At 45.2% G+C, this 25,267-nt stretch carries 22 protein-coding genes; 8 read left to right on the top strand and 14 right to left on the bottom strand.

The window, feature by feature from the left end:
• Positions 1-128: 128 nt before the first annotated feature.
• Complete coding sequence (locus H0913_RS09750; protein ID WP_132495964.1) at positions 129-392, bottom strand: DUF3811 domain-containing protein; 264 nt, start codon at positions 390-392, stop codon at positions 129-131.
• A 144-nt stretch (positions 393-536) separates the two neighbouring features.
• Here H0913_RS09750 and mnmH point away from each other — a divergent pair, with 144 nt between their 5' ends.
• Entirely contained in the window at positions 537-1,631 is a 1,095-nt protein-coding gene (mnmH, locus tag H0913_RS09745; protein WP_181477172.1) for a tRNA 2-selenouridine(34) synthase MnmH, read from the top strand.
• 83 nt (positions 1,632-1,714) lie between these two features.
• On the opposite strand, the gene H0913_RS09740 is transcribed toward mnmH, so the two are convergent.
• The 4 genes from H0913_RS09740 to H0913_RS09725 all read right to left on the bottom strand — a co-directional run bounded on the left by H0913_RS09740 (position 1,715) and on the right by H0913_RS09725 (position 4,637).
• Positions 1,715-2,125 (bottom strand): hypothetical protein, encoded by a 411-nt coding sequence (locus H0913_RS09740; RefSeq protein ID WP_181477171.1) that lies wholly within the window; start codon positions 2,123-2,125, stop codon positions 1,715-1,717.
• Positions 2,126-2,146: 21 nt separating this feature from the next.
• Entirely contained in the window at positions 2,147-2,794 is a 648-nt protein-coding gene (locus tag H0913_RS09735; protein ID WP_154638463.1) for a homoserine/threonine efflux transporter, read from the bottom strand.
• Positions 2,795-2,903: 109 nt separating this feature from the next.
• On the bottom strand, positions 2,904-3,362 hold the full coding sequence (locus H0913_RS09730) for a YaiI/YqxD family protein (protein ID WP_154603793.1): 459 nt from the start codon (positions 3,360-3,362) through the stop codon (positions 2,904-2,906).
• 69 nt (positions 3,363-3,431) lie between these two features.
• Positions 3,432-4,637: an MFS transporter gene (locus H0913_RS09725; RefSeq protein ID WP_154603794.1), complete on the bottom strand. Its 1,206-nt coding sequence runs from the start codon at positions 4,635-4,637 to the stop codon at positions 3,432-3,434.
• 111 nt (positions 4,638-4,748) lie between these two features.
• Between H0913_RS09725 and H0913_RS09720 the strand changes: the two genes are divergently transcribed.
• Positions 4,749-5,336, top strand: a complete 588-nt coding sequence (locus tag H0913_RS09720) for a TetR/AcrR family transcriptional regulator (RefSeq protein WP_154638465.1) — start codon at positions 4,749-4,751, stop codon at positions 5,334-5,336.
• 47 nt (positions 5,337-5,383) lie between these two features.
• Here H0913_RS09720 and H0913_RS09715 read toward each other — a convergent pair whose 3' ends face one another.
• The 3 genes from H0913_RS09715 to H0913_RS09705 form a co-directional block, all read right to left on the bottom strand.
• Entirely contained in the window at positions 5,384-6,409 is a 1,026-nt protein-coding gene (locus H0913_RS09715) for a threonine aldolase family protein (RefSeq protein WP_181477170.1), read from the bottom strand.
• Positions 6,410-6,500: 91 nt separating this feature from the next.
• Complete coding sequence (gene alkB / locus H0913_RS09710; protein ID WP_154604408.1) at positions 6,501-7,142, bottom strand: DNA oxidative demethylase AlkB; 642 nt, start codon at positions 7,140-7,142, stop codon at positions 6,501-6,503.
• Positions 7,143-7,202: 60 nt separating this feature from the next.
• A complete protein-coding gene (locus H0913_RS09705; RefSeq protein ID WP_154603797.1) occupies positions 7,203-8,081 on the bottom strand; it encodes an EamA family transporter in 879 nt (292 codons plus the stop codon).
• Between the two features lie 84 nt (positions 8,082-8,165).
• Here H0913_RS09705 and H0913_RS09700 point away from each other — a divergent pair, with 84 nt between their 5' ends.
• Entirely contained in the window at positions 8,166-8,651 is a 486-nt protein-coding gene (locus tag H0913_RS09700; RefSeq protein WP_154603798.1) for a MarR family winged helix-turn-helix transcriptional regulator, read from the top strand.
• A gap of 49 nt (positions 8,652-8,700) precedes the next feature.
• On the opposite strand, the gene H0913_RS09695 is transcribed toward H0913_RS09700, so the two are convergent.
• The 5 genes from H0913_RS09695 to H0913_RS09675 all read right to left on the bottom strand — a co-directional run bounded on the left by H0913_RS09695 (position 8,701) and on the right by H0913_RS09675 (position 19,424).
• Positions 8,701-10,770, bottom strand: coding sequence for an SWIM zinc finger family protein (locus tag H0913_RS09695; protein ID WP_181477169.1), 2,070 nt, complete (start codon positions 10,768-10,770; stop codon positions 8,701-8,703).
• A complete protein-coding gene (locus H0913_RS09690) occupies positions 10,767-11,927 on the bottom strand; it encodes a VWA domain-containing protein (RefSeq protein ID WP_181477168.1) in 1,161 nt (386 codons plus the stop codon). Before H0913_RS09690 ends, H0913_RS09695 begins: the two co-directional genes overlap by 4 nt.
• Positions 11,920-14,478: a DUF5682 family protein gene (locus H0913_RS09685; RefSeq protein ID WP_181477167.1), complete on the bottom strand. Its 2,559-nt coding sequence runs from the start codon at positions 14,476-14,478 to the stop codon at positions 11,920-11,922. The genes H0913_RS09690 and H0913_RS09685 overlap by 8 nt, the downstream gene beginning before the upstream one ends.
• A gap of 63 nt (positions 14,479-14,541) precedes the next feature.
• Positions 14,542-15,651: an ATP-binding protein gene (locus H0913_RS09680; RefSeq protein WP_154603801.1), complete on the bottom strand. Its 1,110-nt coding sequence runs from the start codon at positions 15,649-15,651 to the stop codon at positions 14,542-14,544.
• A 38-nt stretch (positions 15,652-15,689) separates the two neighbouring features.
• The gene (locus tag H0913_RS09675) at positions 15,690-19,424 is read right to left on the bottom strand and encodes a DUF4132 domain-containing protein (RefSeq protein WP_181477166.1); all 3,735 of its coding nucleotides are present in this window, start codon (positions 19,422-19,424) and stop codon (positions 15,690-15,692) included.
• A 388-nt stretch (positions 19,425-19,812) separates the two neighbouring features.
• Here H0913_RS09675 and H0913_RS09670 point away from each other — a divergent pair, with 388 nt between their 5' ends.
• From H0913_RS09670 to H0913_RS09660, 3 genes are all read left to right on the top strand, one after another.
• A complete protein-coding gene (locus H0913_RS09670; protein WP_181477165.1) occupies positions 19,813-20,244 on the top strand; it encodes a RidA family protein in 432 nt (143 codons plus the stop codon).
• A gap of 44 nt (positions 20,245-20,288) precedes the next feature.
• Entirely contained in the window at positions 20,289-21,257 is a 969-nt protein-coding gene (locus H0913_RS09665; protein WP_181477164.1) for a threo-3-hydroxy-L-aspartate ammonia-lyase, read from the top strand.
• Between the two features lie 85 nt (positions 21,258-21,342).
• A complete protein-coding gene (locus tag H0913_RS09660; protein ID WP_036948015.1) occupies positions 21,343-21,972 on the top strand; it encodes a helix-turn-helix transcriptional regulator in 630 nt (209 codons plus the stop codon).
• Here the strand turns inward: H0913_RS09660 and H0913_RS09655 are convergent.
• Complete coding sequence (locus H0913_RS09655) at positions 21,969-22,895, bottom strand: LysR family transcriptional regulator (RefSeq protein WP_232368778.1); 927 nt, start codon at positions 22,893-22,895, stop codon at positions 21,969-21,971. The two genes, H0913_RS09660 and H0913_RS09655, sit on opposite strands and share 4 nt — an antisense overlap.
• Before the next feature lie 110 nt (positions 22,896-23,005).
• Here H0913_RS09655 and H0913_RS09650 point away from each other — a divergent pair, with 110 nt between their 5' ends.
• Together H0913_RS09650 and H0913_RS09645 are read left to right on the top strand one after the other, a co-directional pair.
• Positions 23,006-24,193 (top strand): MFS transporter, encoded by a 1,188-nt coding sequence (locus H0913_RS09650; RefSeq protein WP_181477163.1) that lies wholly within the window; start codon positions 23,006-23,008, stop codon positions 24,191-24,193.
• 136 nt (positions 24,194-24,329) lie between these two features.
• Complete coding sequence (locus tag H0913_RS09645; protein ID WP_181477162.1) at positions 24,330-25,223, top strand: alpha/beta fold hydrolase; 894 nt, start codon at positions 24,330-24,332, stop codon at positions 25,221-25,223.
• Positions 25,224-25,267: the final 44 nt, after the last annotated feature.

The raw sequence follows: 25,267 nt of genomic DNA, 5'->3' as shown, positions 1-25,267 counted from the left end.
TATAAGAATGCTAATAATCAGTATACGCTTGTAATAATCAAAACACTGTGTTTTTTCATGACATAAAAAAAGCACCTACTTAATAGGTGCTTTGTGGTGTTGATGTTGAATTTACGACAAAAAACTTGCTAGCGATAACCGCGAGTATGGTTATTAGATGACCAGTTGTAAGTCGCATTGCTTCCAGTTACGCGCTCTTTTTTCTTCTGGGTTCTTAAGGCTTTGGCTTCTTTTTCAACTTCAGCCGAGATTTCGGTAATGATCAATTTTTTGACTTTGCTTTCTTCTGAATTGGTCAACTCGCGCCCTAAACTTTTACGCTCTTGAGCCAGTCGTTGCCTCACCCGCATTCTTTGCGTTTCAGTCATCTCTTGCAGTGTTAGGGTTTTCATGTCATTACTCCTTCGAAAGTTGAAAGACGACTTCCAATATAGCACTCCGTTCTCTTTTCGTCCCAGATAAGGTGCCATCATCCCTATTTAGGAGTATAGTAGCCTTTATCGAAATCCGAATTGATATGAATCATTTTATTTATTATGGAATTAGCGCTCTCCACACCCGAAATTCGCCAGATCCTTGCTTCTGACACCCCAATCATTGATGTTCGTGCCCCCGTTGAATTTCAACAAGGTGCCATGCCATCGGCACTCAATTTACCCTTAATGAATGACGATGAACGCACCGCCGTTGGAACCTGTTATAAACAAAAAGGTTCCGATAAAGCAGTTGAGTTGGGTCATCAATTAGTCTCTGGTGAATTACGTGAAAATCGAATTAATGCGTGGAAAACAGCGTGTCAACAACATCCAGAAGGTTATCTTTGCTGCGCTCGCGGCGGAATGCGCTCCCATATAGCCCAACAATGGTTAAAAGAAGCGGGCATTGAGTACCCACTTATCAATGGTGGCTATAAAAACTTACGCCAAACGACTATTGATGCAATTGACGAATTAGCTCAGCGTCCAGTCATATTAATTGGTGGTTGCACTGGGAATGGCAAAACGCTATTAGTTCAAAGGCTTGAAGATAGTATTGACCTAGAAGGTATTGCTCATCATCGAGGCTCTTCCTTTGGTCGTACTTTAGAAGCCCAATTTTCACAGGCTACATTTGAAAACCATTTAGCGGTTTCTATGTTAAAAAAAGCCCCTAATCACAACCGGTGGGTACTTGAGGATGAAGGACGTGCCATTGGGGTGAACAGCCTTCCTGATTCACTACGCCAAGCAATGGAAGCAGCAACAATTGCAGTGGTTGAAGACCCCATTGAGCGCCGAATGGAAAGGTTAAAAGAGGAATATTTTGACCGAATGACCCACGATTTTCTTGCCGCATTTGGTGAAGAACAAGGTTGGAATGCCTACAGCGAATACCTACACCATGGTCTACATGCCATCCGTAAACGTTTAGGTTCCCAGCGAGCGATTGAGCTAACTAAACTACTTGATGATGCGCTGATTGCTCAACGTAAAACGGAAAAAACAGATGTTCATTTCTCATGGCTTACACCACTACTTCATGAATATTATGATCCGATGTACCGCTATCAGTTGAGCAAAAAACAGGATCGAATTGTTTTCAAAGGGACATTTGAAGAAGTCACTGAGTGGGTAAAATCCACCGCTCAATAATGCTACGCGTGTTCTTCAATATTAATAAGGTGACAACTGTCACCTTATTAACCATTTCCAAGCCTGTTTAACGTACTTCCTGTTTAGCGTAACAGTGCGCCCACTAAAAACAGTGAACCTAATATCAAACAACACCCAGAACTGACATACCAAAATAGGTCGCTATTACCTTTAAAGCGGCTTTTGATCAGTGGAAATATTGCTGCTCTAATTAAAAATACAGCAGCAATGGCAATTAGAATGGGTTGAGTAAAGGGTAAAGAAAAAGAACCTTGAGCTGCACTGAATGCGTACAACCCCCAAATGGTTAATACCGTTCCGACAAAAATCGCCGTAAATGGTGGGTACCAGTGCCCTTCTTGAGATTGTTTAACGATCCGTTCCCCTGCTCCGAGCCACTTAAATCCAGCAGCGCCCCAAACCAGACACGCAAAATGCAATAGCGCAACAATCCATGTCAACACAGCAGCTAAATACAATGCAGTTATTCCCATTTATGATCCTTTCAGTGAAGCTTATTTTTTAAAGGCAATCTCAGTAATACCTTGGTAAATTAATTTAGAAGCTAACCCGCCTAAAATCAATCCGACCACTTTGCCTATCACTTTATGGATACGGGAATACGTTCGTCTTACAGAAGAGAGTGAAAATGTCTGGCATAAGATAATACGCCAAACTAAAGAAGCCACCACAATTCCTAACCAAATCACCAACTTAGTCCACAATGGTGTCGAAGGTGAAATAGTAGTAGAGAAAATACTCATGAAAAATAGAACAGTTTGAGGGTTAGATAAGTCAGCAATTAACCCTCGACGAAAATAAACACCTGTTGGGAAATTTTCTGTATTTTTTTCGGTAGCAAGAGACAGTTGCGTTTTATTTCGAAAGACACTGATCGCGTAATACAATAAATATAATCCACCTAGAATCTTAATCAGGGAAAATAGCGATTCAAACTGCGTCATTAATGCCACCAGCCCAAATAGCCCTAACCCTGAATAAATCGCATCCCCCAGAACAACCCCATAACCACAAGTTAATCCAGCTTTTTTACCTGAACTTAATGTCGTTTGAACTACCGTAAATAGGTTGGCACCGGGGTTAAAAAAGGTCAAAACAAACAAAAACAAGGTGATCAGAATACTGTGTAGTGGATCCATCATGGTGTCTCACATTATCGGAGGATTTTTTTATTATAGACAGGGATAACCCTTCGGGATGCAACCTACGTCAGGTTATTGAAAATCCACCGTATGTGAACGAACTAAAAAACTATCCCAATGATTTTCGACGTTGCAGCAACCACTTATCTAACTCATTAGCAAATTGCTGGCGATCTCGTTGGTTTAAGCTAGCGGGCCCACCGGTTTGCACGCCACTAGCTCGCATCGTATCCATAAAGTCTCTAATGGTCAGACGTTCACGGATCGTAGCTTCACTGTAACGTTCACCTCGAGGGTTCAATGCCACCGCGCCCTTTTCCATCACTTCCGCCGCCAATGGAATATCAGCTGTAATCACTAAATCACCGGCCTGTGCACGTAAAACAATTTCATTATCTGCGACATCAAACCCTGCAGGAACTTGCAGTGTCTTTAAAAATAAAGAAGGAGGAACCGACAAACGCTGGTTCGCCACAAATGTAATTTGCACTTTTTCTCTATCGGCCGCGCGATATAACACTTCTTTAATCACTTTCGGACACGCATCCGCATCCACCCAAATCACCATATTGACGTTAACCTATCGATTTTATTTCTAGGAATGAATTGCTGCACATCATAGCATGTCATCAATCCCTTAGGAGGAACAAACTGACGTTTCTTGGCGCATCAATATTCCATAGCTCAGTAGCGAACACAGCACCACCAAAATACCGCCAACAATAGCAACCCAATATCCTGCATATATTCCGAGTTCATCCACCATTTTACCTGAAAGCATCGCACCAAATGCCACTCCAATATTCAGTCCCGCCAGCAGCCATGTCATCCCTTCCGTTAAACGGTGATCGGGAACAATATTCTCCACCAGCGACATACCGATAATCATCGTTGGCGCAAAAAATAATCCTGAAATAAACATCACAATCGCCAGCGACCAAATGCCCGTCACCCAAAGCAAAGGAATAATCGATAGCAATGTCAGAACCCCGCTGATTAGCAACATACGCGGCAAAGGCATTGATATACGCATTCCTCCAAATACCACCCCCATCACACAAGAACCAATGGCATACAGAGATAACACTAAACTCGCCATCGCAGGTTGCCCTTGCATCTGCGCCAACGTCACACTCAAAATATCCACCGTTCCCACAATTACGCCCAACGAAATCATGAGAATAATCAGCAACTGCAAGCTAGGTAGACACAAAATAGACGTCTTTTTGCTCATCATCTGGTGATTATCGATTAAGGTAGGTTCCGTTTTACGTTGAGAAACTAACAGTAAAACGCCCAATAATAATAAAATACCCGCAATCATGATTCCCGCTTGTGGGAACAGTGTCACAGTCAGCCCGACGGATAGCGGAGGCCCCGCAATAAACGTCAAATCATCGAAGACAGTTTCCAATGAATAAGCCGTTTGCAGCAGCGGATCCCCTTTGTAGATCTGCGTCCATCTTGCACGGATCATAGCGGACATGCTCGGCATAAAGCCCGACAGAAATGCCCCTAAAAATAGCCAAATATAAGAAAGCCCTAACCACGTAGACGCCACTATTAGCCCCATACCCAGAACACTAATAAAAGTCACTAACGGCAATACGCGAAACTGACCATGGCTATCCACTTGGCGAGAAATTTGCGGCGATAATAAGGCGTAAGTCAGCACAAAAGTAGCTGAAACGCCACCTGCCAGTGCATAACTTCCTTGCAACATTGACAGCATGGTAATAATCCCAATCCCCATCATGGGTAACGCTAAGCGAGCCAAAAGCCCTGCCAAAGCAAATTGGAAGCTTCCTGAAGCGTGGAAAAGTTGTTGGTAACGGCTCAGCATGTAGTATCTCCATAATAAAAATTCAATATATATACGGTATGTATGTATAAAAATGATATATTGATACGAGATGAATGTAAATAATCATACGCAATGTATGTAAGAGGTTTTATGGCAAGACGAACACAAGCCCAAATGGAACAAACTCGCGCCCTATTACTGGCGACGGCACGAGATTTCTTCTGCCGTTTAGGCTATGCAGAAACATCAATGGATGATTTAACGGCCAGTGTTGAACTGACTCGCGGAGCGCTATATCACCATTTTGGAGACAAACAGGGATTATTCTTGGCGGTTGTCGAACAAATAGATGCTGAAATGAACCAACGTTTACAGACAATCACGGACAACAGCGATGACCTGTGGTCAAGCTTTCAACGCCGCTGTCATGCCTATTTAGAAATGGCGCTCGAGCCTGAATATCAGCAAGTAATTTTACGGGATGCTAAAGCGGTGTTAGGGGAAGCCATCGCGAAATCTAACTTACAGTGTGCGGATGCCATTGAAAAGATCATCACCAAACTGGTGGAGGATAAAACCATTGCCAACGTAGAGCCTCGCGCCCTCGCAGCATTACTCAATGGCGGCTTGTCCGAAGCAGCGTATTGGATAGCACAAGATAAGAGTGAAACGCGGCTAAAACAGAGTATTGCCAGTATCGATATACTTCTGAACGGATTAAAAAAACCAGCAGAATAATAACAAAAGTAAGCCCGCTATATGGGCTTACCGTTATTGACTTGAGATTAACGCAGTGATTTAAATACGCGAATAAATTTCTCGACATCTTGTTCGCTTGTGGACCATGAAGTACACAGACGCACACAGGTTTTACCCGCTTCCGGCGCTGGCATACTGCTTAAAACATAATGCTCCAGCAATTTCTTCGCTAAATCATCCGGTAGCACCACAAACACTTGGTTTGATTCAACAGGCGCTAAGAACTCAAAACCTTGCTGAGTAAAGAATGCCGCTAAGTGCATCGCCATCTCATTGAGATGCTTACCCAATTTGAAATAAAGGTCATCTTTAAACAGCGCTTTAAATTGAGCCGCTAATAACCAACCTTTCGCCTGTAACCCCCCTTTTTGCTTGATGCTAAAGCGGAAATCAGATTTCAAGCTTGGGTTTAAAATCACCAGGATCTCACCGGTCAATGCGCCAATCTTAGTGCCTCCGATATAAAAAATATCCGTCAACTGAGCGATATCTTCAATCGTTACGTCGCTCGCATGGGACATTAAACCGGAGGCTAAACGCGCGCCATCCATAAACAGCCATAAACCATGCTCATCACACACTTTACGCAGCGCAACCAGCTCATCTTTACGGTACACAGTACCAATTTCTGTGGAGTTACTGATATACACCAATTTTGGCTGTACACAGTGTTCATCGGTATGATGTGCCAAAACTTGCTCAATCAGCGCTGGGGTTAACTTACCCGATGCTGAAGGAACAGTGAAAACTTTATGCCCTGTAGCTTCAATTGCCCCTGTTTCATGCACCGCAATATGCCCTGAATCTACCGCGATAGCCGCCTGATGAGGTCTTAAAACATGGGAGATGGTGGTTAAATTGGTGATCGTTCCACCATTAAAGAAATGAATATCTGCATCTGGGCGTCCAATGCGCTGTTTCACTTGCTCAGCCACACTGGCACATAACGTGTCGGTACCATACCCTTCAAAACGCTTACCCACTAAGCTATTGAGTTCTTCCATCACTGCTGGGTGCGCTATTTCATTATAATCATTAATAAAGCTGTACATTGGCAACCTACCGTTAAGTTAAAAACAAGCCAACAGTTATATTCGCATATCATTCAATGTTCAATGATATTTTTTAGCTTGCAGAAACGAGTCACTTCTTAGGTTGCGAGCGACGAAAGGTCAGATTGAAGCGGTAAGCCCCAAGTTGAGGATGAACGCCTGATTTGATTTGTCGTACACCGTGATAATTGAGCCGCGAACGCCCGCCCCATACCAGAACATCGCCATGCTCCAATGGAACAGCTTGACGTGGAGACTCTCGCGTCTTTCCTCCAAAATCAAAGATAGTGGGCAATCCTAATGAAAAAGAAACAATCGGTTGGGAGAAATCTGCTTCATCTTTATCTTGATGTAACGACATTTTAGCCCCGACACCATAGCGGTTAACAAGGCAAGCATCGGGATCGAAATGAGAGAAACCCACTTTTTCAGCGGCATTCTCCGACAGCTGTTTAAATAGAGCGGGCATCATGGGCCATGGCCGCTGAGTCATCGGGTCGACGGCAGAATAGCGATAACCTTTATTATCCGTAACCCAGCCCCAATCACCGCAATTGGTCATTGCCACAGACATGGCGTACCCGCCTGGGGTTTCCATATGACGCAAAGGCGCTTGAGCAATCACCTCAAATAATGCAGCTAATAACGGCTCTCCTTGCCCAAGCAAAAAGCCTTTAAGGAGATAAGCATCAGGCGCAATCTCAATCGTATTCTCTTCATCAGGAAATAACATTGTCACCACACATATAGTCACCACGCATTAAAAATGGGCACCTAGAAGTGCCCTTGATATTTAAACGGCTTGTTGCTGCCTTTTCAAGGCCAATTGACGCTCTGCTTTTTGGCTACCCCAAACACTGAGTAAAATCACCAACATACCGAGTAACTGTAATGGACTGAGTTGCTGGTCTAGCCACAGCCACCCGAGGATAACAGCGCTCATCGGGCTTAAGAATCCCAGCGATGCTACTGAGCTGGGTCCTAAGATAGCGAGACCACGAAACCATAATGCATAAGTCAGTGCGCCACCGATCAAAGTTAAATAACTCAGACCCGCGATATTTAACAAACTCAAGGAAGGTAACGTAGGTTCAAGTAATAGGGCGAAAGGCAGTAAGACTAACCCACCTGCGGTTAATTGCCACGAGGTAAAGGTCAATGCTGAGACTGGAGGCTGCCAACGACGGCTCAGTACCGTTCCTGCAGCCATAGAAAATGCCCCAGCTAAGCCCGCAATAATCCCCGTTAAATCTAACGCAGCACTTGGCGTCAATAATAAAATAGCCACCCCGAAAATACCGCTTAGTGCGGCAAATATCGAAATACTCGATAGCGGGCTGCTTAATAGCCAACGGCTAAGAAATAACACAATCAGCGGTTGAATCGCTCCCACCGTTGCCGCCACGCCACCCGGTAAACGGTATGCGGAGATAAACAACAACCACCAAAATAGCGAAAAATTTAAAATGCCAAGAATCAGTACTCGTCCCCACCAAATCCCCTGAGGCAATTTGCGTAAAAATAGCAACAACAGCAAACCCGCCGGCAAGGCGCGGAGCATCGCTAACGTCAGAGGCATACCCGCAGGCAGCATTTCCGTTGTCACCAAGTAGGTGCTTCCCCAAACTATCGGTGCTAATGCCGTTAAAAACAGAACCCAATATCTATTCATGAATACGCTCACGTTGATTTATCTTGAGGTCAAGATAAATTCAAACTACCTTGACGTCAAGATAGATTATTGTATGATTTGCCTATGGATAGAATCGATAAAATCACTCAACAGTGGGAACGTGAACGCCCCGACCTTGATATCAGCGCCATGGGGCTGATTGGTCGCTTAGGCAACGTTGCCCATCACCTGACCCGTGAAATGGAGAAGGTATTTGCCCAATTTGGTCTAAACCGATCAAGTTTTGACGTGCTCGCCACTTTGCGCCGTGCAGGTTCCCCTTACACACTATCACCCAGCGATATGCTAGCGACCTTGATGGTGACATCTGGCACGATGACCAACCGCATCGATCAGCTCGAGAAAGCCGGTTATGTCGCGCGTCATGTCAATCCTGATGATGGCCGTGGTTTTTTGGTGAGTTTAACAACGGAAGGGTTGGATTTAATTAACCAAGTGGTCGCCGCCCATACTGAAAACCAATCCCGTTTGGTGGCGTCATTGTCGAATGAAGAGCAACAAGCGCTGAATCAGCTACTACGGACGTTTCTAACTCATTTAGAATCATGAAACTTTTAGAGGGGAACTCCTTTTCCCCGTTCTATTTTTACGAGCTAAATTAGCTATTCAACTCAAAAGGCATCAATTTTTGCGAACGCTCAAATTGGTCGCAAAGGTATACCAAGCGCAATAAATTTTCGGCGGTTTGGTTTTCCCGTTTTAAATAGTGCGCCAGTTGCTTAGCAAACCATAACATCCCCAAATCCTGCAATGTCCTGACCACAAAGTTTAACTCGTCAATTTGACTCGCTGATAACTGTGCGCGCCCTGTGCAGCTTTGTGTTTCCAATACCGCCAAGATTGGACGGGTAATCTGCTGTGCCAGTGTTGGCACTGGCGCAAATGCTGTGCGGTCTTGCTGCTTTTTCGCCATATATTCAGCAATCGTCGTCATAAACTTGGATGACTGTTTTTTACGAGGTACCGATTCAAAATCAAGGTAGAACAGCTCAATACCCTGCTCTTTTTTCAACCAGAGGGTTTTCGGAGTTAGCTGTAATTGCTGCTGAGACACGCTGACTTGAACGGATACCGCTCTAATTTCCCAACCTTTCTGAGTGATAAAACGCAACTCTTCAATTTTGTGATTTTCCGTACCTTGCCAGTCTAATCGCAAAAATGCCCGATTTTGGTTTCCATCCAGCACAGCCCAACTGACACACTGCTCGATTTCATTCCAATGCAGCGGTTCGTAGCTGTCGATATGCAGAACAACCGGTTCAAACTGAGTATCATCGGTGAGCGCATTGAAATAGGCCGTTGCCGATTTCCAATCATCAAACCCCAGCTCACTTTTCAATGCTTGGTAATCATCGAATGAAATGTGCGGTGCTTGGCTAACTGCACTGCTACTGACGGCATAACTATCGCCGCTAGCCGCAAGTTTACCCTCATCGGATAAGCGTGGATTGTGCAATTCAAAACCACTGTGCATCAGGCTATCTGCCGTTTGTTTCCAAATCGCTAGCGTTTGCCAGACAGTGTGACGGGTGAAATTCGGGTCGAGGGTATTGGCCCGCGCTTGACTACACTGCACCACTTTTTTCTCTTGGTTATCCCAAAAACTAAATGTTCCCCCGATGGCGCCACTTTGAGTTTGCCACCACTCGGCATGAATAGGGATCAAAGAAAGAATGTCCGTTTTACTGTCATATTGGCGACGACCAAAGGCGCGCAATTGTGCAATTTTATCGTCGCTGGAGTGAGTTAATTGGTAAAGATAGCCACTGATCTGCGCGATAAACCGCAAAACCTGCCCTTCATCCATCGTGAAATGGCGCTGGGCTAATAATTTCACTTGATAGCTTAAACGCTTTAAATAATTGGCTAAGCGAGGCAAACCTTCCGCACGCGCTGACATATTCAATAAATGCAACTGCGCGGCGCTGCTTTGGCTTATATGAGAAAGCCCCTGACGCAGCATATCGTGAATAAAACGCTGGATAGTCGCAATCACCGCTTGCTCATCGTCGCTCAATGCTAGCGTGGCCTCGCGGTTAGGCATGAGATCGTCAGGCCAATTCCACGTCTGATTATGCTGAAGAAAGACCTTAGCGATCGCGGCCAAATGTAGGGCTTTTTGCTGCTTCTCAGGTAGTGACGACAGCATCCCTTGAAAACCATTACCCCGAATATAGATAATTGGCTCGTCGTACTGAGGGATCGTGATTTTCAGTTGGTTAGCTTGGTCGTCTAAGATCACGGTGTGATCTTGCCAATCCTGTAAGATCTTCACCGCCAAGCGGCAATCGGGCTTACTGTTTTGCTTGATTAATGTGGGAACATCGAATGCCAACAGCTCAGGTAATAGTGGTTCAATATCGACAGACTCCGAACTATCTTCTGTAGAATCAATCGATTGTTCATCGCTGTTTGTTTGTACCCAAAGTACCGCCGCCAGAATATGTTTGCAGCAAACCGAAGCCGAACAGTCGCAGCTGGCTTTTTGAACCCCTTGAGGATCTAATGTGACGTTCTGGCCATCGCTGGTAAAAGTTCCATCCGCTAAACAAACCGGAGAAACTTTACCACTTTCCAGATCCTTACGAGCTCGGCGCACCAATCCGACGTTGGCAAATACAGCTAATGCGTCGTCATCATAATGTAAATAAACGGTTTTCCAACTCATTGCATCACCTCAGCCAGCCAGTGAGCAAAATGCTCTGGGGTTAACGCCGCCACACTCATACCGCGATCCGCCAGCTTCTGGGCAATCTCCGTATCATAAACTGGTAATGCATCATCATCTAAAGCAGCTAATCCCAACAATTTCACTTGCTGGCTATTCAAGCGCTCCGTGCAATTGAGCAAATTATTCAACGCCCCGCCTTCTTCAAAGTCGCTGATCAAGGAAATCACCGTGCGTTTCGGGTTACGGATCAAGCTCTCGCAATAATGCATCGCTTTCGCAATATCAGTTCCCCCGCCGAGCTGCACGGTCATTAGTACTTCTACCGGATCGTGGGCTAAATGGCTGAGATCGACCACCTGAGTATCAAACACCACCAAAGAGACACGTACCGTCGGTAATGCCGCTAAAATACTGGCACACACCGCCGCATACATAATCGAACTCGCCATAGAGCCACTTTGGTCGACGCACAAAATCACATCCCACGGCAAGTGCTGTTGCTGGCGGGAGTTAAAATACGGGGTTTTAATCACTAAGCGCTGATTTTGTTGATCATAATTCTTTAAATTCGCGGCAATGGTGGCTCGCCAATCAAAATTACGGCTATTGGGGAGCAGCGATCGCTTAAAACGGTTACGACGTCCCGTTAGCGCTTGGCGAAACTGATTACGCATCTGGCTTAAAATATCATCCACCACTTTGCGAATAATATTCTTCACCGCATCCCGCGTCTCCTCACTCATTTTACCGCGCAAACTTAATAACGATTTGGCTAAGGCTTTGGTGGGCTCCATCGCATTCAAGGCTTGTGGACTTTTTAATAAGCTACTGATTTCATAACGCTCTAATGCCTGCGACTGCATTCGCTCAAAGGTGCTGTTTGGGAACAATTTACGGGCTTGGTTCAGCCAGTTAACCGCTGTCAGTTGGGACGCATCTAGCGATCCATGACGCCCGTCTTCTTGGCGTAAACCGCGACGTTGATATTCACGACGATATAAAAAATCCAATGACCGCTCGATTCTGAGCTCATCGCCATTTAGTGCCGCTTGTCCCAGTGCGCCATCCGCATATTGACCTAAAATAAGACGCCAGCGTTTCGCTAATTGAAGCTGCTCTTCGGTTAGTTGCGCGTCTTCTGGCTGCTTATCCATGAGATAGCCCCTCATTTTGCAGTGAAAACCACTCCGTTAACCCTTGATTTTCAATCTGATGCTGAATTTTTTGTTCGAGTTCCATGGCTTGGAGTAATTGTTGCTGATTGAATTGTGTCTGATGGAGGGTTAAATCTTGGGTATCCATCGATAATTTTTGCGCGACCACCCGCGCCATTTGCGCATTCTGTTTCGGGGTTAATTGGCTAAAAGCAAAGCGCAGATCCGGTAACACTTGCAAGAAACGTCCATCATCCCACTCACCCAACAGTTCATTGAGTAACTCTATTAATAGGGGTAAACGCACAACCAATTCCGGTGCAGTACGCATAATGCCAATGAAGTAGCCGATAGCCAGTTCCGGGTCGCTACCTAAACTGAACGTCCGCTGAATTTCCTGGGTCAGTACCGATTCATCAATTTGGCCACCAAGATAACGAATAGCATCCACCGCCCCTTTAATCAGCGGTGCGTGATTAAGGCGTCCATCCAACCGGCTCAATTGTGCATAAAATTCTGCGGAATAATCCGTATCGCGGCTAATTTCCGGCATAAAGGTGATTAATTCACGGCAAGATAGTAACGCATTAAAATAGTGTTCTTGCTGCTGTTCATCCCCTTGAGCCACCTGATCTAAGCAGAAAAAAGCCTGAGAGAGTACTTTATCAATCCGCTGTTTGATGCCCGTTTCTTCTTCAAGATCAAAAAAGCTACGCCCGCGCCATAGATGCACCAGCTTATGGCCACAGGCCACTAATGATTCAAACTGGCTATCGTGCTGAATATAACGGTCTAACAAGGTAAACAGCGTTGGAATGCGTTGGTGAAGTCCAATCAACGCTGCCTGCATCAGCAACGTCACCGCGCTTTGGCTTGAACGGCTGATACCTTGCTCTTCAAGCTGTTTTTCCATTGCCAAAATTTTATTCAGCGCAATGGCTTTTAATTGGGTGCCTTTTTCTGAAAGCGCGATCAGCTCCCCTTCCACATTCGGCGTCCACGCGTATTGCCACTCTTCAAACAGTAAATCCATCTGATTGCCTGAAAGAAAATTAGGTCCAGAAAGCGGTTTGGCGAAGTGGATCTCTAAGAAACTCAAAAGATGCAGAAAACGGCTGCGCAAGCGGTGTTGCTTATTGCGATAAACGTCTAAGCGACTCACTTTGGCTAACGTGTCATCCAATTTAAAGCGAAAGCCTTTCGCCAATGAATAGGTTTCAGACACCAATGGCGGTGTGATGGTGCCTTTGGGGATCTGCCCCAAGGTAAAGCCAGAAAAACAGGTTTTGATTTGCTGCCACAGCTCATCTTGGCTTTCATCTAAGCTGCCTTTGATAAACGCACTTTGCAGCCCATCTAATAAATCATAGCGACCCGCCCCCGTGTGCCCACGAAATGCGGCAAGTCTCAAGCTCTGTTCTGCGGCGAGTTTGACGGATAAGAATCCCGGCGCTGCATCAAATTGCTTTGCTCGTAATACTTCAGCCACGTAAGCCAAAAACTGAATACCGAGCTGATTTCGATATGCAGCCGTCGCTGCCACTTTTTGCGCTGCCTGATCCGCTCGCTGCGCCAACAACCCTTCCCACACTTTTTGATAAAATGCGGGAGAAGGCATGCCGGAGGCGTAACCATTTAATGCATCGAGCCGGTCAAAGCTATAACGGATAAGCCAAGCGCTGTCGCGTTCTGCCAACTTTTGCTGAGCCGTAAATTGCTTTTGTTGCTCGGAAGAGAGTTTAAATTGCTGCGCCGCCCCATCCCCAAGCCCTTCAAGCAGTGCCAGGGTATGAAAACCGCCCGTCACGACCACAATTTTCGCGTTTGGCTCTGCGGATTTAATCGCTTGAATATGCGCCTGCATATGGGCTTCACGCTGAATTGATCCTTCAGAAGCAAGCACTTCCGGCTCATAATCCAATCGTGCTAAGGCACACCAAATAAAGGTATCACGGAAGAAATCAACCCAATTGGCAACCGAGGTTAATGGGCGCAACTCAAACAGATGTTCCCACAGCTCATCGTGATCACGGCACCCACACTTTTTCGCCAACTGAGCAATAAATAAGCTATGGGCAAGATAACGTTCCCGTTGCAAGCTTTGATGCTGATTCTCGCCTTCTAAGTCAAGTTCCACCTGCGCTGTCCATGGCAAGTCAATAAAACGCAGTTGAGCTTGATGCTGCTGCCCTACGTGTAACGCTTGCCACTCAGGGGAATATTCACAAAATGGGAAATAAGCCGACCTCGTGACAGCGTCACTTTCATCTTGTTCAGTGGGCGCACTTTTCAGGGTAGTTTGCCCCATAATCGCCACTGGCGGCCGAGTCTCTTTATCCAATAAACCCGCGATTAATGGGTTAAAACTGTCGGGACCTTCTATCAGCACGTAATCAGGCTTAACCTGCTCAATTAAGCTCAATACGCTATAAGCACAGGCGGGACTATGGTGACGAACGGGGGCAAAATAGAGCTGTTGCTCCCCCAGTGTTTTCCACTGTTCAAGCGCCTGCTGTAGCCGTTCTGGCAATGTGATGTTTGATAAACTCACCGATGATGTCTCTCATAGGGACAGTGTGGTGATGTATTTACCACCACACTGCGACGACGGATATTATTGCCAGAATTCACGGGATGCATCGAAAAAGGCTTTCCATGCTTCGCTCTGTTTCGCACGTTCGCGGGCAACGTTATCAATGTAATAACGCATCCGTTTGATATCATCCGCATTATCTTTGAGTACCACACCAATCAACTGGCGCGCGACCGCGCCTGCGCTCAGCGTGCCATCCCCTAAATAATGCGCTTCCAATGCACAGGCATAAGCGATGTTAACCGCTTCCGCCGTAGACATCACCGCATCTGGGGTTTTAATACTCCCACCATCTTTGGTATTGCCTGAACGTAATTCTTGGAACGTCGTGACTAATAATTCGATCACATCTGTTGGGACTGTCACTTTGCCATCCAGCTCGCCAAGTTCAACGGTCAATTGTTTGTTGATCAGTTCAATTTCAAATGCCGGATCTTGGATGGGTTTGACGGTTTCGAAATTAAATCGACGCTTAAGTGCCGATGACATTTCATGCACACCGCGGTCACGTAAGTTGGCAGTACCAATCAAGTTAAAGCCTGATTTGGCGCTGATCCGCGCATTATCTTTCATTTCAGGGATCATCATTTGCTTCTCAGACATCATACTGACCAGCACGTCCTGAATTTCAGGTGGGCAGCGAGTGATCTCTTCAAAACGCACAATTTTGCCTTGTTGCATTCCTTGGTAGAGCGGTGAACTCACTAATGCTTTCTCAGTTGGACCTTCCGCCAGTAACAGCGCGTAGTTCCACGAATATTTAATATGATCTTCCGTGGTACCCGCCGTGCCTTGAATGGTTAAACCGGAGTCACCGCTGATCGCCGCCGCTAATAACTCGGACAGCATGGATTTCGCCGTACCCGGCTCTCCTACCAGCATTAACCCTTGTTTACCCAGTAAGGTCACAATGGCGCGATCTACTAGCGCATCGTCACCAAAAAACTTGGGGGTAATTTGCAGTGCTTCATCCCCAAGAATAAATTGACGAACCGCCCGCGGGGAACGTAGCCAACCTTGTGGTTTTGGGTTGGCTTTATCCGCTTGGGTTAATCGCTCTAATTCATCCGCAAAGCGCACTTCTGCGCTTTCACGCAGAACGCCTTCTGTTACTTTTTTCGCCTTAGCCATGTTTGGTTTCCTAAATTTATGCGTCGATTAATCAATGATTACCACGGGGTTTTCTTTTCCCATTCAGGATCAAAACCGCTACAGGCATCCGCGACTTTCAGGTAGTCAGCATAGCTTTCGGCTAACAGGATCGGCGGCACGTTTTTCAGTTCCACATAGCCTCTATCCCACGAACTTTTTTGTGCTTGGTCGAAACTCAAGGAATACAGTACCGCAGGGATATTTTCTTCTGGGACATAACTACCACTGAATTCCATATACACATAGCAATCTAGGCTGGAGAAATATTTGAAGTAATGACAGAAGCTTCCCCCGTCTTCCGCTTGACCGCGCTGATACCCCATTTTGGTTAACACGCCGCGTAAGGTGAAGGTATCCGTTAGCCAGCCTTTTCTATCTTCGATTTCCGTGAGCGTTAACGCCAGATCTGGAATGGTGTGATCCATCTGCGAGAATAGGAATTTAACTTTGTAATCTTTAAAGTGGGCAATCCACGCTTTACGGTCTGCATCAGACAGTAACGCCGCATGACCCAACTTGATGCTGGAGTCTGCGCTTAATTCGACTTCATCATCATCGAGGTTCAATAAGCAACCATCATCGGATGGGCGGAATTGGTTGATCACTTTGCCATCTTTCACTTCTAACCAAACCAGTCGCTCAATTAAACCACGCATCACTGGGTGATTTTGAATGTATTCCTGCCAATCTGCCGTACTCCACAGACGCTCTGCACACATCGCTTCATACAAACGCGCAGTCTGTAATTCAATAACTTGCTTAAGCTCTTTTTTGCTGGATGTCAGGAGTTTTTTCGACTCTTTAATCAGCTCTTCATTATCAGTCTTGCGTGCCGCTGGCAGTGCTTTGATCTCTTTGCCTTCTGGGTTAAATAACACCAGTTTTTGTTGGGCATCGAGTTTAGCCGTAAATGTGCGATCGCCATATTCCAGTACTAAGGTGCCAGTTTCGTCCATACCTGCAGTTGGGATGGTTCTGTCTGCCAGTTCATCCGCGCTCCAACCGTTACGCTGCGCAATATCAGAGACTAATCCGCGAGCTTTTTCTTGGACCGATGCGGTACGATAACGACGCGATAGTGATAATAAAAGCTGGATGATCAGCGGGTCGTTACTGACGGCAATCGCGTCAATCATCGCTTCAATTTGAGCGCGACGCTGGTAATGGTCTCGCATATAGTTACGCAGCATGGTTACGGCAACATGTCCCTCCACACCACAAATCAGCGCAAGCATCCCTTTTTCACTGATAGCCGAGCCTAAATAACGACCTAATACTTCGTTTTTGATCTCGTTGATGGTCTGCTCAAGGGTGAAGTTTTCATACTTGGCATAGTATTCAGGCCAGCGTTTTACCCAATCTTGGTAGTTTTTCAAGCGTGATGGAGCGTCTCTTTCCGCTTCCGCCATCGCCGCTTCCAGTGACGGTCCCGCCACATCTTGGCTAATAAAACTGTTCAGAATAAAGCTACCTAACTTACGCTGGCTGTCTAATGATAATAAGCTGATATATCGCTGTAATAGCCCATTACCCGCAGGCATTTTTAACTTCACCGCCAGAATGATCCACCAGCGGATGATGTCCGCGTCCACCTTTTTATTATCTTGCCAGGTCATGGCTGGAATAGCGTCCAGATCAAACCATGCCATACTCGCCGGTGCTTTGGCTTTTAAGCCTTTTTGCGCTTCTGCTAGCAAAACTTTTGGTGCTAAGTAACCGGAAATATCTTCGCCAAATTGCTCTAATGCCGTTAATAATGCGGCTCTTACCACTTCACGTTTCTCTTTTTTCAGCAACGCGTACAGCGGTTTTAGGGAATCTGGATGTTTTAAGCGAGCTAACCATTCGATGGCAGTCACGCGGATCTCTTGTTTACCAGAGTCCAATCCTTCTGCCGCATTGACGTGAATGCTTGGTAAGGTTTCCAGCAATTTTTGAGCGCTTAAACGGTGGGTTTTGTTTTCACCCAGCGCCAACTCCATAATGCGAGGAATGAATCGCGCTGGAATGGTCGGGTATTTACCTAAAATGGTTACCGCGTTAGACGCATCATACTCTTGATAATAACGATGCCCTTGGTGCTGTGGGATAAGACCCAGCGCTTCACTTAAGAAATCAGGGTACTGCATAAAGAACGGCCAAATTTGTTCCGGCGCTCTAAATAGCCCTAATCCATCACTGTATGAACGCAGGCATAAGTCAGCAATTAAGCGGCTCGCATTTTTAAAATGGCACTGCTCAAGCCCTTTTTCTAATTGGCGTAAATCGAGCTGCGATAGGATACGAACAGGAACATCACGAGTGAGTTGATAGTGAGAAAAATGCTCAACATCAGAACGGTTATGACTCAGCAAACGCAACGCGTGGAATAGCGTGAATTCCGGTAAATTATTAATGCGCTCTTTGTGCTTGATGACATTGTATTCATGATCGGTGATCACCCCAACGCCCGAGTTTAATTTAGCTAATAAGCCCGCACATTCGTCTTCACTGTGTTGACTGAACTCTTTGTAATGGCGTTGTGACCACGTGTATTTATGCTTTTCTTGTTTATTTTCTTCCAGTTCACGCTCAGCATTTTCTTTCGCTTTTTGCAGCATTTCACGGAAGTTAGAGACCAAAATATCGACGGCGCTTGCTGGCAATGGCGTATCTTCCATCGGAATAACGTCTGGAATTTCTACCGCTTCCACTTCGCTCGCACAATCCATCACATCAAAACGAGAAATCGCACTTTCAATACTCTTGAGGACAGTTTTATTGGTTTCCACTTTCAATGCTGCTTCAAGAATATCTCTATCTTTACCAATACGGGCAAACAGATCCGCCGCTTGCGTACGCTGTTTTGGCGTTCCTTCAAGCAGTACTTTGGTTAAGTGGGTTTTAACCGCCTCTTCCGGCAGAATAGACATTACTGGCTCAGCCGCTGAGCGCACGGTTTTCAGTGAACTGGTTGCCAATAGCACTAAAATATCGGCAAACACGCTATACAGCGCCTCGTCTTTTCTCAGGATATCGATCAATTGGATCTGACCACTGGCGGATAAATTGCTCAGCAGGCTTTGGCGAATAAAATCTTGCTCAGCAATTAAGTATTCTTTTAAACCTGGGATAGCGAATAATAACGCCATATTTTCGTAGTGATAATCAGACAGGTTTTGTCTATCAAAAATACCGTATAGCACGGTGTTACCCGGTTGTTCGGCTTCATTTTCCACTAACTGACTGAGCAGATCGTAGTTCCAGTGTTTACGGTGTTCATATTTAGCATGGCGTGAATTTTCAAAGGTGGTTACAAACGCATCACACAGTAAATACAGCATCCAAGACGGCAATTCTGGCGTCAGAATTTTGATATTCACCTCTTGGCAAGCCGCCGCGACCACTTTTGCAAAACGCGCGATCTGCGCTGGCGTAATATCATCACCCACTTTGGAATACAGTTTATGGCGAGCATTTTTACCTTGGCGGATCACTTTGCTATACGAGCCGGCATCAAAACTGTGGCTTCCCCACCACCAATCCACCGTTCCCGGTTTGTCTAACAAAATTGTGGCTTTTTCTTTGTCCAACTGCCCCAGTTTCATAAGAATTTCAGGGGATTTACTCTCCATCACATAATCAAAGAGCGATTTGGGTAAGCTTTCTTCAAATGCAGCGAAAGGAAGCAGGGATTCTTGTAAATATTGTAATCCTGCGGTGTCCCCTTTTTCGCCATAAATAGCCAGAAGGTCAAAGGTAATTTTAGCCATGTTAATTTCCTAAATGTAGTTATATAACAACTTCTTATCATTTTTAGTTATTCATCTCAATTTGATTATTCTTATTCCTAATTATTTAACTTTACTGCTTAATTATTCATCTGGAATTAAATACCAATAATTTAAATATTCCCCCGCTATTTTCCCAATTCTTGCACCAAATCCCCCTAATTATGGAAGATTGACCAGCAATGTATAAAGTCGTGAGCAAAATGCCGTCTATAACAATTTTTCTCATTTTTAGACTGATCTGCACAGATATCATCGGCAATTTGACGAAAATTTTTAGTTCATTTAAACAGCAAAAAAGCCATTGACTAAACATATAGTCCAATATTAGACTAATTATATAAATTAAATTTCCGAATGAGGAAAATCAATGAGCCAAAATACCGTTTCTACCAATATCGTTTGCAGCAATATTGTTTACACTAATGCTTCCCAGTTGGTTCCACCAAGAGGGCACTATTCCCACACCGTCACGGCGAATGGTTTCGTGTTTGTATCGGGGCAATTGCCCACGGATAGCCAAGGAAATGTCCATGCGGACGCTCCCTTTGCTGAGCAAGCTGAACTTGTATTAGCAAATTTAGAGGCTTGCTTATCTGCCAGTGGTGTCGGTCGGCAACAATTGGTTCAGGTTCGGGTGTATATCGCGGACATGGGCAATTGGCCGGTGTTTAATCAAATTTATGCCAATTGGATTGGCGAGTTTCGTCCTGCTCGCGCTGTTGCGGGTGTCAGTGAACTGCATTTTGGTGCGGGGATCGAAATTGAAGCAACCGCTGTAGCGGCTAGTTCATTGTTATAAAAATCAAGTTATTACCAATCAGCCATTTAATAATGGGGTATATCATGTCTGAATTAACATTACCGACCTATCAAGATATCGAAGCCGCAGCACAGCGCATTGCAGGTATTGCACACAAAACCCCAGTGATGACGTCCACGACAGTCAACAATGAGTTTGGCGCTGAGTTATTCTTTAAATGTGAAAACTTCCAACGTATGGGGGCATTTAAATTTCGCGGCGCGTTAAACGCCCTTTCACAGCTCACCCCTGCGCAAAAGAAAGCGGGAGTTATCGCATTTTCGTCAGGAAACCATGCGCAAGGTATCGCGCTGGCGGCGCAAATTTTGAAGATTCCAGCCACCATATTGATGCCGATTGACTCTCCAGAAGTCAAAGTTGCCGCCACCCAAGGCTATGGCGCTAAAGTGATTAGATTTGACCGCTATACCCAAGATAGAGAGCAACTTTGTCGCGATCTTGCAGAAAAAGAAGGGCTGACCATCATCCCACCTTACGACCATGTGGACATTATTGCGGGTCAAGGTACTGCCGCGAAAGAGCTGTTCGAGGAAGTTGGCGAGCTTGATGCCCTATTTGTTTGTCTCGGCGGTGGTGGATTACTGTCTGGTTGTGCGTTGGCAGCACGAGCTTTATCACCAAACTGCAAAATCTACGGTGTGGAACCTGAAGCGGGCAATGATGCGCAACAATCTTTCCGTAGTGGGAAAATCGTGCATATTGAAACTCCGAAAACTATCGCGGATGGCGCTCAAACTCAACATGTTGGGAACTACACATTTGAGCTGATCAAACAGAATGTGGATGACATTTTAACCGTGACCGATGCGCAATTAGTCGATCGCATGAAGTTCTATGCTGAACGCATGAAAATGATTGTGGAGCCGACCGGTTGCCTCTCTTTCGCTGCCGCCTTGAAAATGAAAGAACAGCTGCGCGGCAAACGCGTTGGGATTATTATCAGCGGCGGAAATGTGGACATTAAGCGCTTCGCAGAATTAATGTTAGCTTAAGCAATTTATGCCCCTTCTCTATTAGAATTGAAAAAAATAGTTTAATATTTAAAGAGATATCCAAAATAGATGAAGGGGTAGAGTTATGGCAAAACCACAAGAAAACAGTTTATTGGCACAAATTGAAGCCATAGCACAAGGGCTAAGTGAAACATTTGCACCTTTCTGTGAAGTGGTTGTTCATGATCTAAAAAATCCTGAGCATTCGATTATTTCGATTCATAACAATCTATCTGGTCGTAAAGAAGGTCAACCGACAACCGAATTGGGTCTCGCCCGTATTGAATCTGCCGATTTCCCCAATATCATTGCCAATTATGCCAATCAATTTCCAGATGGACGCCCAGCCAAAAGTACATCCATCGGTATCAAAGATGAAACTGGGCAATATGTTGCCGCATTGTGCCTCAATTTAGATATGACCCAGTTTCGCAGTATGCAAAGTATGCTGTCACAATTTACAGAAGTGGGATGCAGCCCCGTTAAAGAGCATCTGGAACCTAATGGCAGCGAAGCAATCCGTACTCGCATCGATCAATACGCCGCTTCTATCGCCGCCACTCCGCGTACCTTGAAGGCGGATGACCGCGTTGCTTTAATCGAAATTTTACGTAAAGAAGGCCTTCTTGATATTAAAAAATCCATGGATACCATCGCGCAACACCTTGGGGTTTCTCGGGCTTCGGTCTATTTATATGCCAAGAAAGACAGTTAAATGTCCCAAATCGCTTTTCCTTGCCAGCATTCCTCGATCAACGTTAAGAAGTAGCTCACTTTGAGCGGCAAATAACGTTTTGTCGGATATAACGCACAAATCGAGGATTCTTGACGAGAAAATTCACTCAATATCGGTATCAGTCGCCCTTGCTGAATAGCATTTCCCACTAAGAAAGCCCCTAATTGGCAAATTCCCTCGTCTTCAATACTGGCATCTAAAATTGCCTGTGTGTCATTCAATGTCAGGCGCCCTGATACGGGTAATAATTGCTTTCCATGCGGGGTATGAAATTGCCATGGAACAGCACTGCCCCGATGTTTAAATACCAGCTTTTGATGCTTCACTAACTCTGAAATGCTCTGTGGAGTGCCATACTGTTGTAAATAGGCAGGGGATGCGCAAGTGATCAATCGATGCGGCGCTAAGACTTTGCGGATCAGCCGGTTATCATCATTTACCCCAATACGAATAGCAAGGTCAAACCCTTCACCTACAATATCGCTATAGTCATCTGAGAAATGAACATCTACCTCCACATCAGGCCAGCGCCGTACATATTCTTTAACGATAGGCATGATGTACAAACGCCCAAATATGACTGGAACTGTAATACGCAATAATCCTTTTGGCTGTAGTTGTCCCTGACTCAGTTCATTTTCGATATTGGCGACTTCACGTAAAATCTTGAGCGCCCCTTCATATACGGTTTGCCCTTCATCACTTAAGCGAAGGCTGCGGGTCGTGCGATGCAATAAGCGAATTTGTAGCCGGCTTTCTAATCGCGTGACACATTTCCCCACGGCCGAACGTGAAATACCCAACCTTTCCGCTGAATGCGTAAAGCTTCCCGTTTCGACCACATCCACAAAGACTTTTAAATCCAACAAATTATCCATCAATAATGACGCTGAATTAGACACGATTTGTCCCCAATGAAGCCACAGAAGTGATATTTATTATCAATAATGTCCCAGATAAGATCAACTCACGCTTGAAACTATTTACTGACCGCAATTATTTGGAACTTTATATGACGAACACAATAACGATTGAAGGCAATGTAACTTTTCAACAGCGATGGGGGGCTATTCTGACGCTCATGTTGGCGACCTTCAGTGTGGTGACAACCGAGATGATCCCCGTAGGGCTATTAACGCCAATTTTGGAGGATTTCTCTGTTTCCTTAGCAACCACCGGTTTCTTAATGACACTTCCTGCTATCACCGCCGCCATCAGCTCACCGCTGATTGTGTTATTTACGCGTTCTGTTGACCGCAAAACACTGTTACTGATTGGAGCAATTTTACTGACCCTTTGTAACTTAGTGGCGGCTTTAACACCGTATTATTGGCTACTCTTGATCAGTCGTCTTTTTGTTGGCGTTTGTATTGGCATTATTTGGGCATTAGCAGGCGGGTTAGTGCCTCGCTTAGTGGCAGCCCCCTCTGTCGCGCTAGCAACTTCGTTAGTTTTTGGTGGCGTGGCAGCAGCGTCTGTACTGGGCGTACCTTTCGGCATTTTAATGGGCGAATGGCTAGGTTGGCGTGCCGCATTTGCCTCAATGTCCTTTATTTCATTGTTACTTTTATTCTCTTTGCTCACACAATTGCCTTCTCTTCCCGCGATGACGTCTCCCACATTTAAAACGTTTATCACTCAAATTAAGCGTCCCATCATTATCAATGGGCTGCTGATAACGCTGCTTATTGTATCCGGGCATTTTATGGCGTTTACCTATATTCGTGCGCTGCTATCCAGTAATGGTTTGATTTCAAACGACCTTTTAGGGGGCATCTTACTGATTTACGGGTTGGCAGGTATCGTAGGTAACTTTCTATTTGGGCTCACCGCCAACAAACACTTAAATTTTGTGGTCGTGATGATAGCCAGCGGTCTTATCTTAAGTTTAGGCGCATATATATTCTTTCCAATGAGTGTATGGATGGTATTGTCCACTATGGTACTTTGGGGAATTGCTTATGGTGGCGTATCTGTCGCTTTAATGACTTGGATGATGCGTTACAGCGCCCACAATATTGAAGCCACAAGCTCCCTGTATATTGCCTTTTTTAATAGCGGAATCGCCTTAGGCTCTGCGCTTGGTGGTGTTTTCGTCTCTCTGTATGGATTAATGGGCAATTTACATGTCGCGGTATTGTCATTTGTGGCTGCGCTTGCGCTGTTAGGGATCAATTATTACCAGAAAAAAGCTCTCTAAGTTCTCTAACAAAGTCGATTTATTATTAATAACTAAAGTAAATGGCGTTTAAATTGGTAACGATTGTTTTTTTTAGCGCTAGCCTTTCTTGCTGAGTTATTGCATAAATAGCTATCGCCAAAAATAGGGAAATAAAATGACAAAAACAGCACCATTAACATTGTACTACGATACCTTTGGTCAGCCAGAACACCCTGCAGTCGTACTTATTGCAGGGTTAGGTGGACATAACATTAGTTGGACATCAGAATTTTGCCAACAAATTGTCGATGCAGGTTTTTATATTATTCGTCCCGATAACCGTGATGCGGGTTTATCGCCACATTTAGATAATTACCCGCCACTAAATATCGGAGAAATGGCTGAGCGCTTACAAAACGGCGAGCATGTCGATGTTCCCTACACCTTATTTGAAATGGCCGATGATATTATCGCCTTGCTAGATAGCTTATCCATTGAGAAAGCCCATATTGTAGGGCGTTCGATGGGAGGAATGATAGCGCAAGTGGTTGCATCAAAAGTTCCGAACCGCACTCTTTCACTTTGCCCAATTATGTCATCAACTGGCAATCCTCAATTGCCGCAAAGCGAGCCGGATGTCATGAAAATGCTAATGTCTCCTAGCGTAGATCCTAAACAAGATTTTGACGGATACGTTGCTGGGCAACTCGCATTTTACCGTCGTATTGGTTCAACGTGCGTGCCGTTCGATGAAGAAAATTGCCGTGACTATATTACACAAGCATTCCAGCGTAATTACTCCCCTGAAGGTACTAAACGTCAGTTAGCTGCCGTTGCAGTAACGGGTGATCTAAGACCTCTCCTCGGTGCTATCACTGCCCCAACGCTGGTGATCCACGGTTCTATTGACCCATTATTCCCCGTCACTTCAGGTCAGGATATTTTTGATAATATTGAAACAGCAAAATTAGAAGTGATTGAAGGTATGGGGCACGATACGCCAGCCGCATTAAACCCTCAAATTGCTGAAATGATTATTGAGAATATGCGAGAGAGTGAAGTGAATTAATAACGTTAAGTTTGTAAATACGCGCCTGAATAAAGGCGCTTATT

Source organism: Providencia rettgeri, assembly GCF_013702265.1.
Lineage (GTDB): Bacteria > Pseudomonadota > Gammaproteobacteria > Enterobacterales > Enterobacteriaceae > Providencia > Providencia zhijiangensis.
The sequence above is the reverse complement of the archived record's forward strand: the minus strand, read 5'-3'. Positions and strand labels throughout refer to the sequence as shown.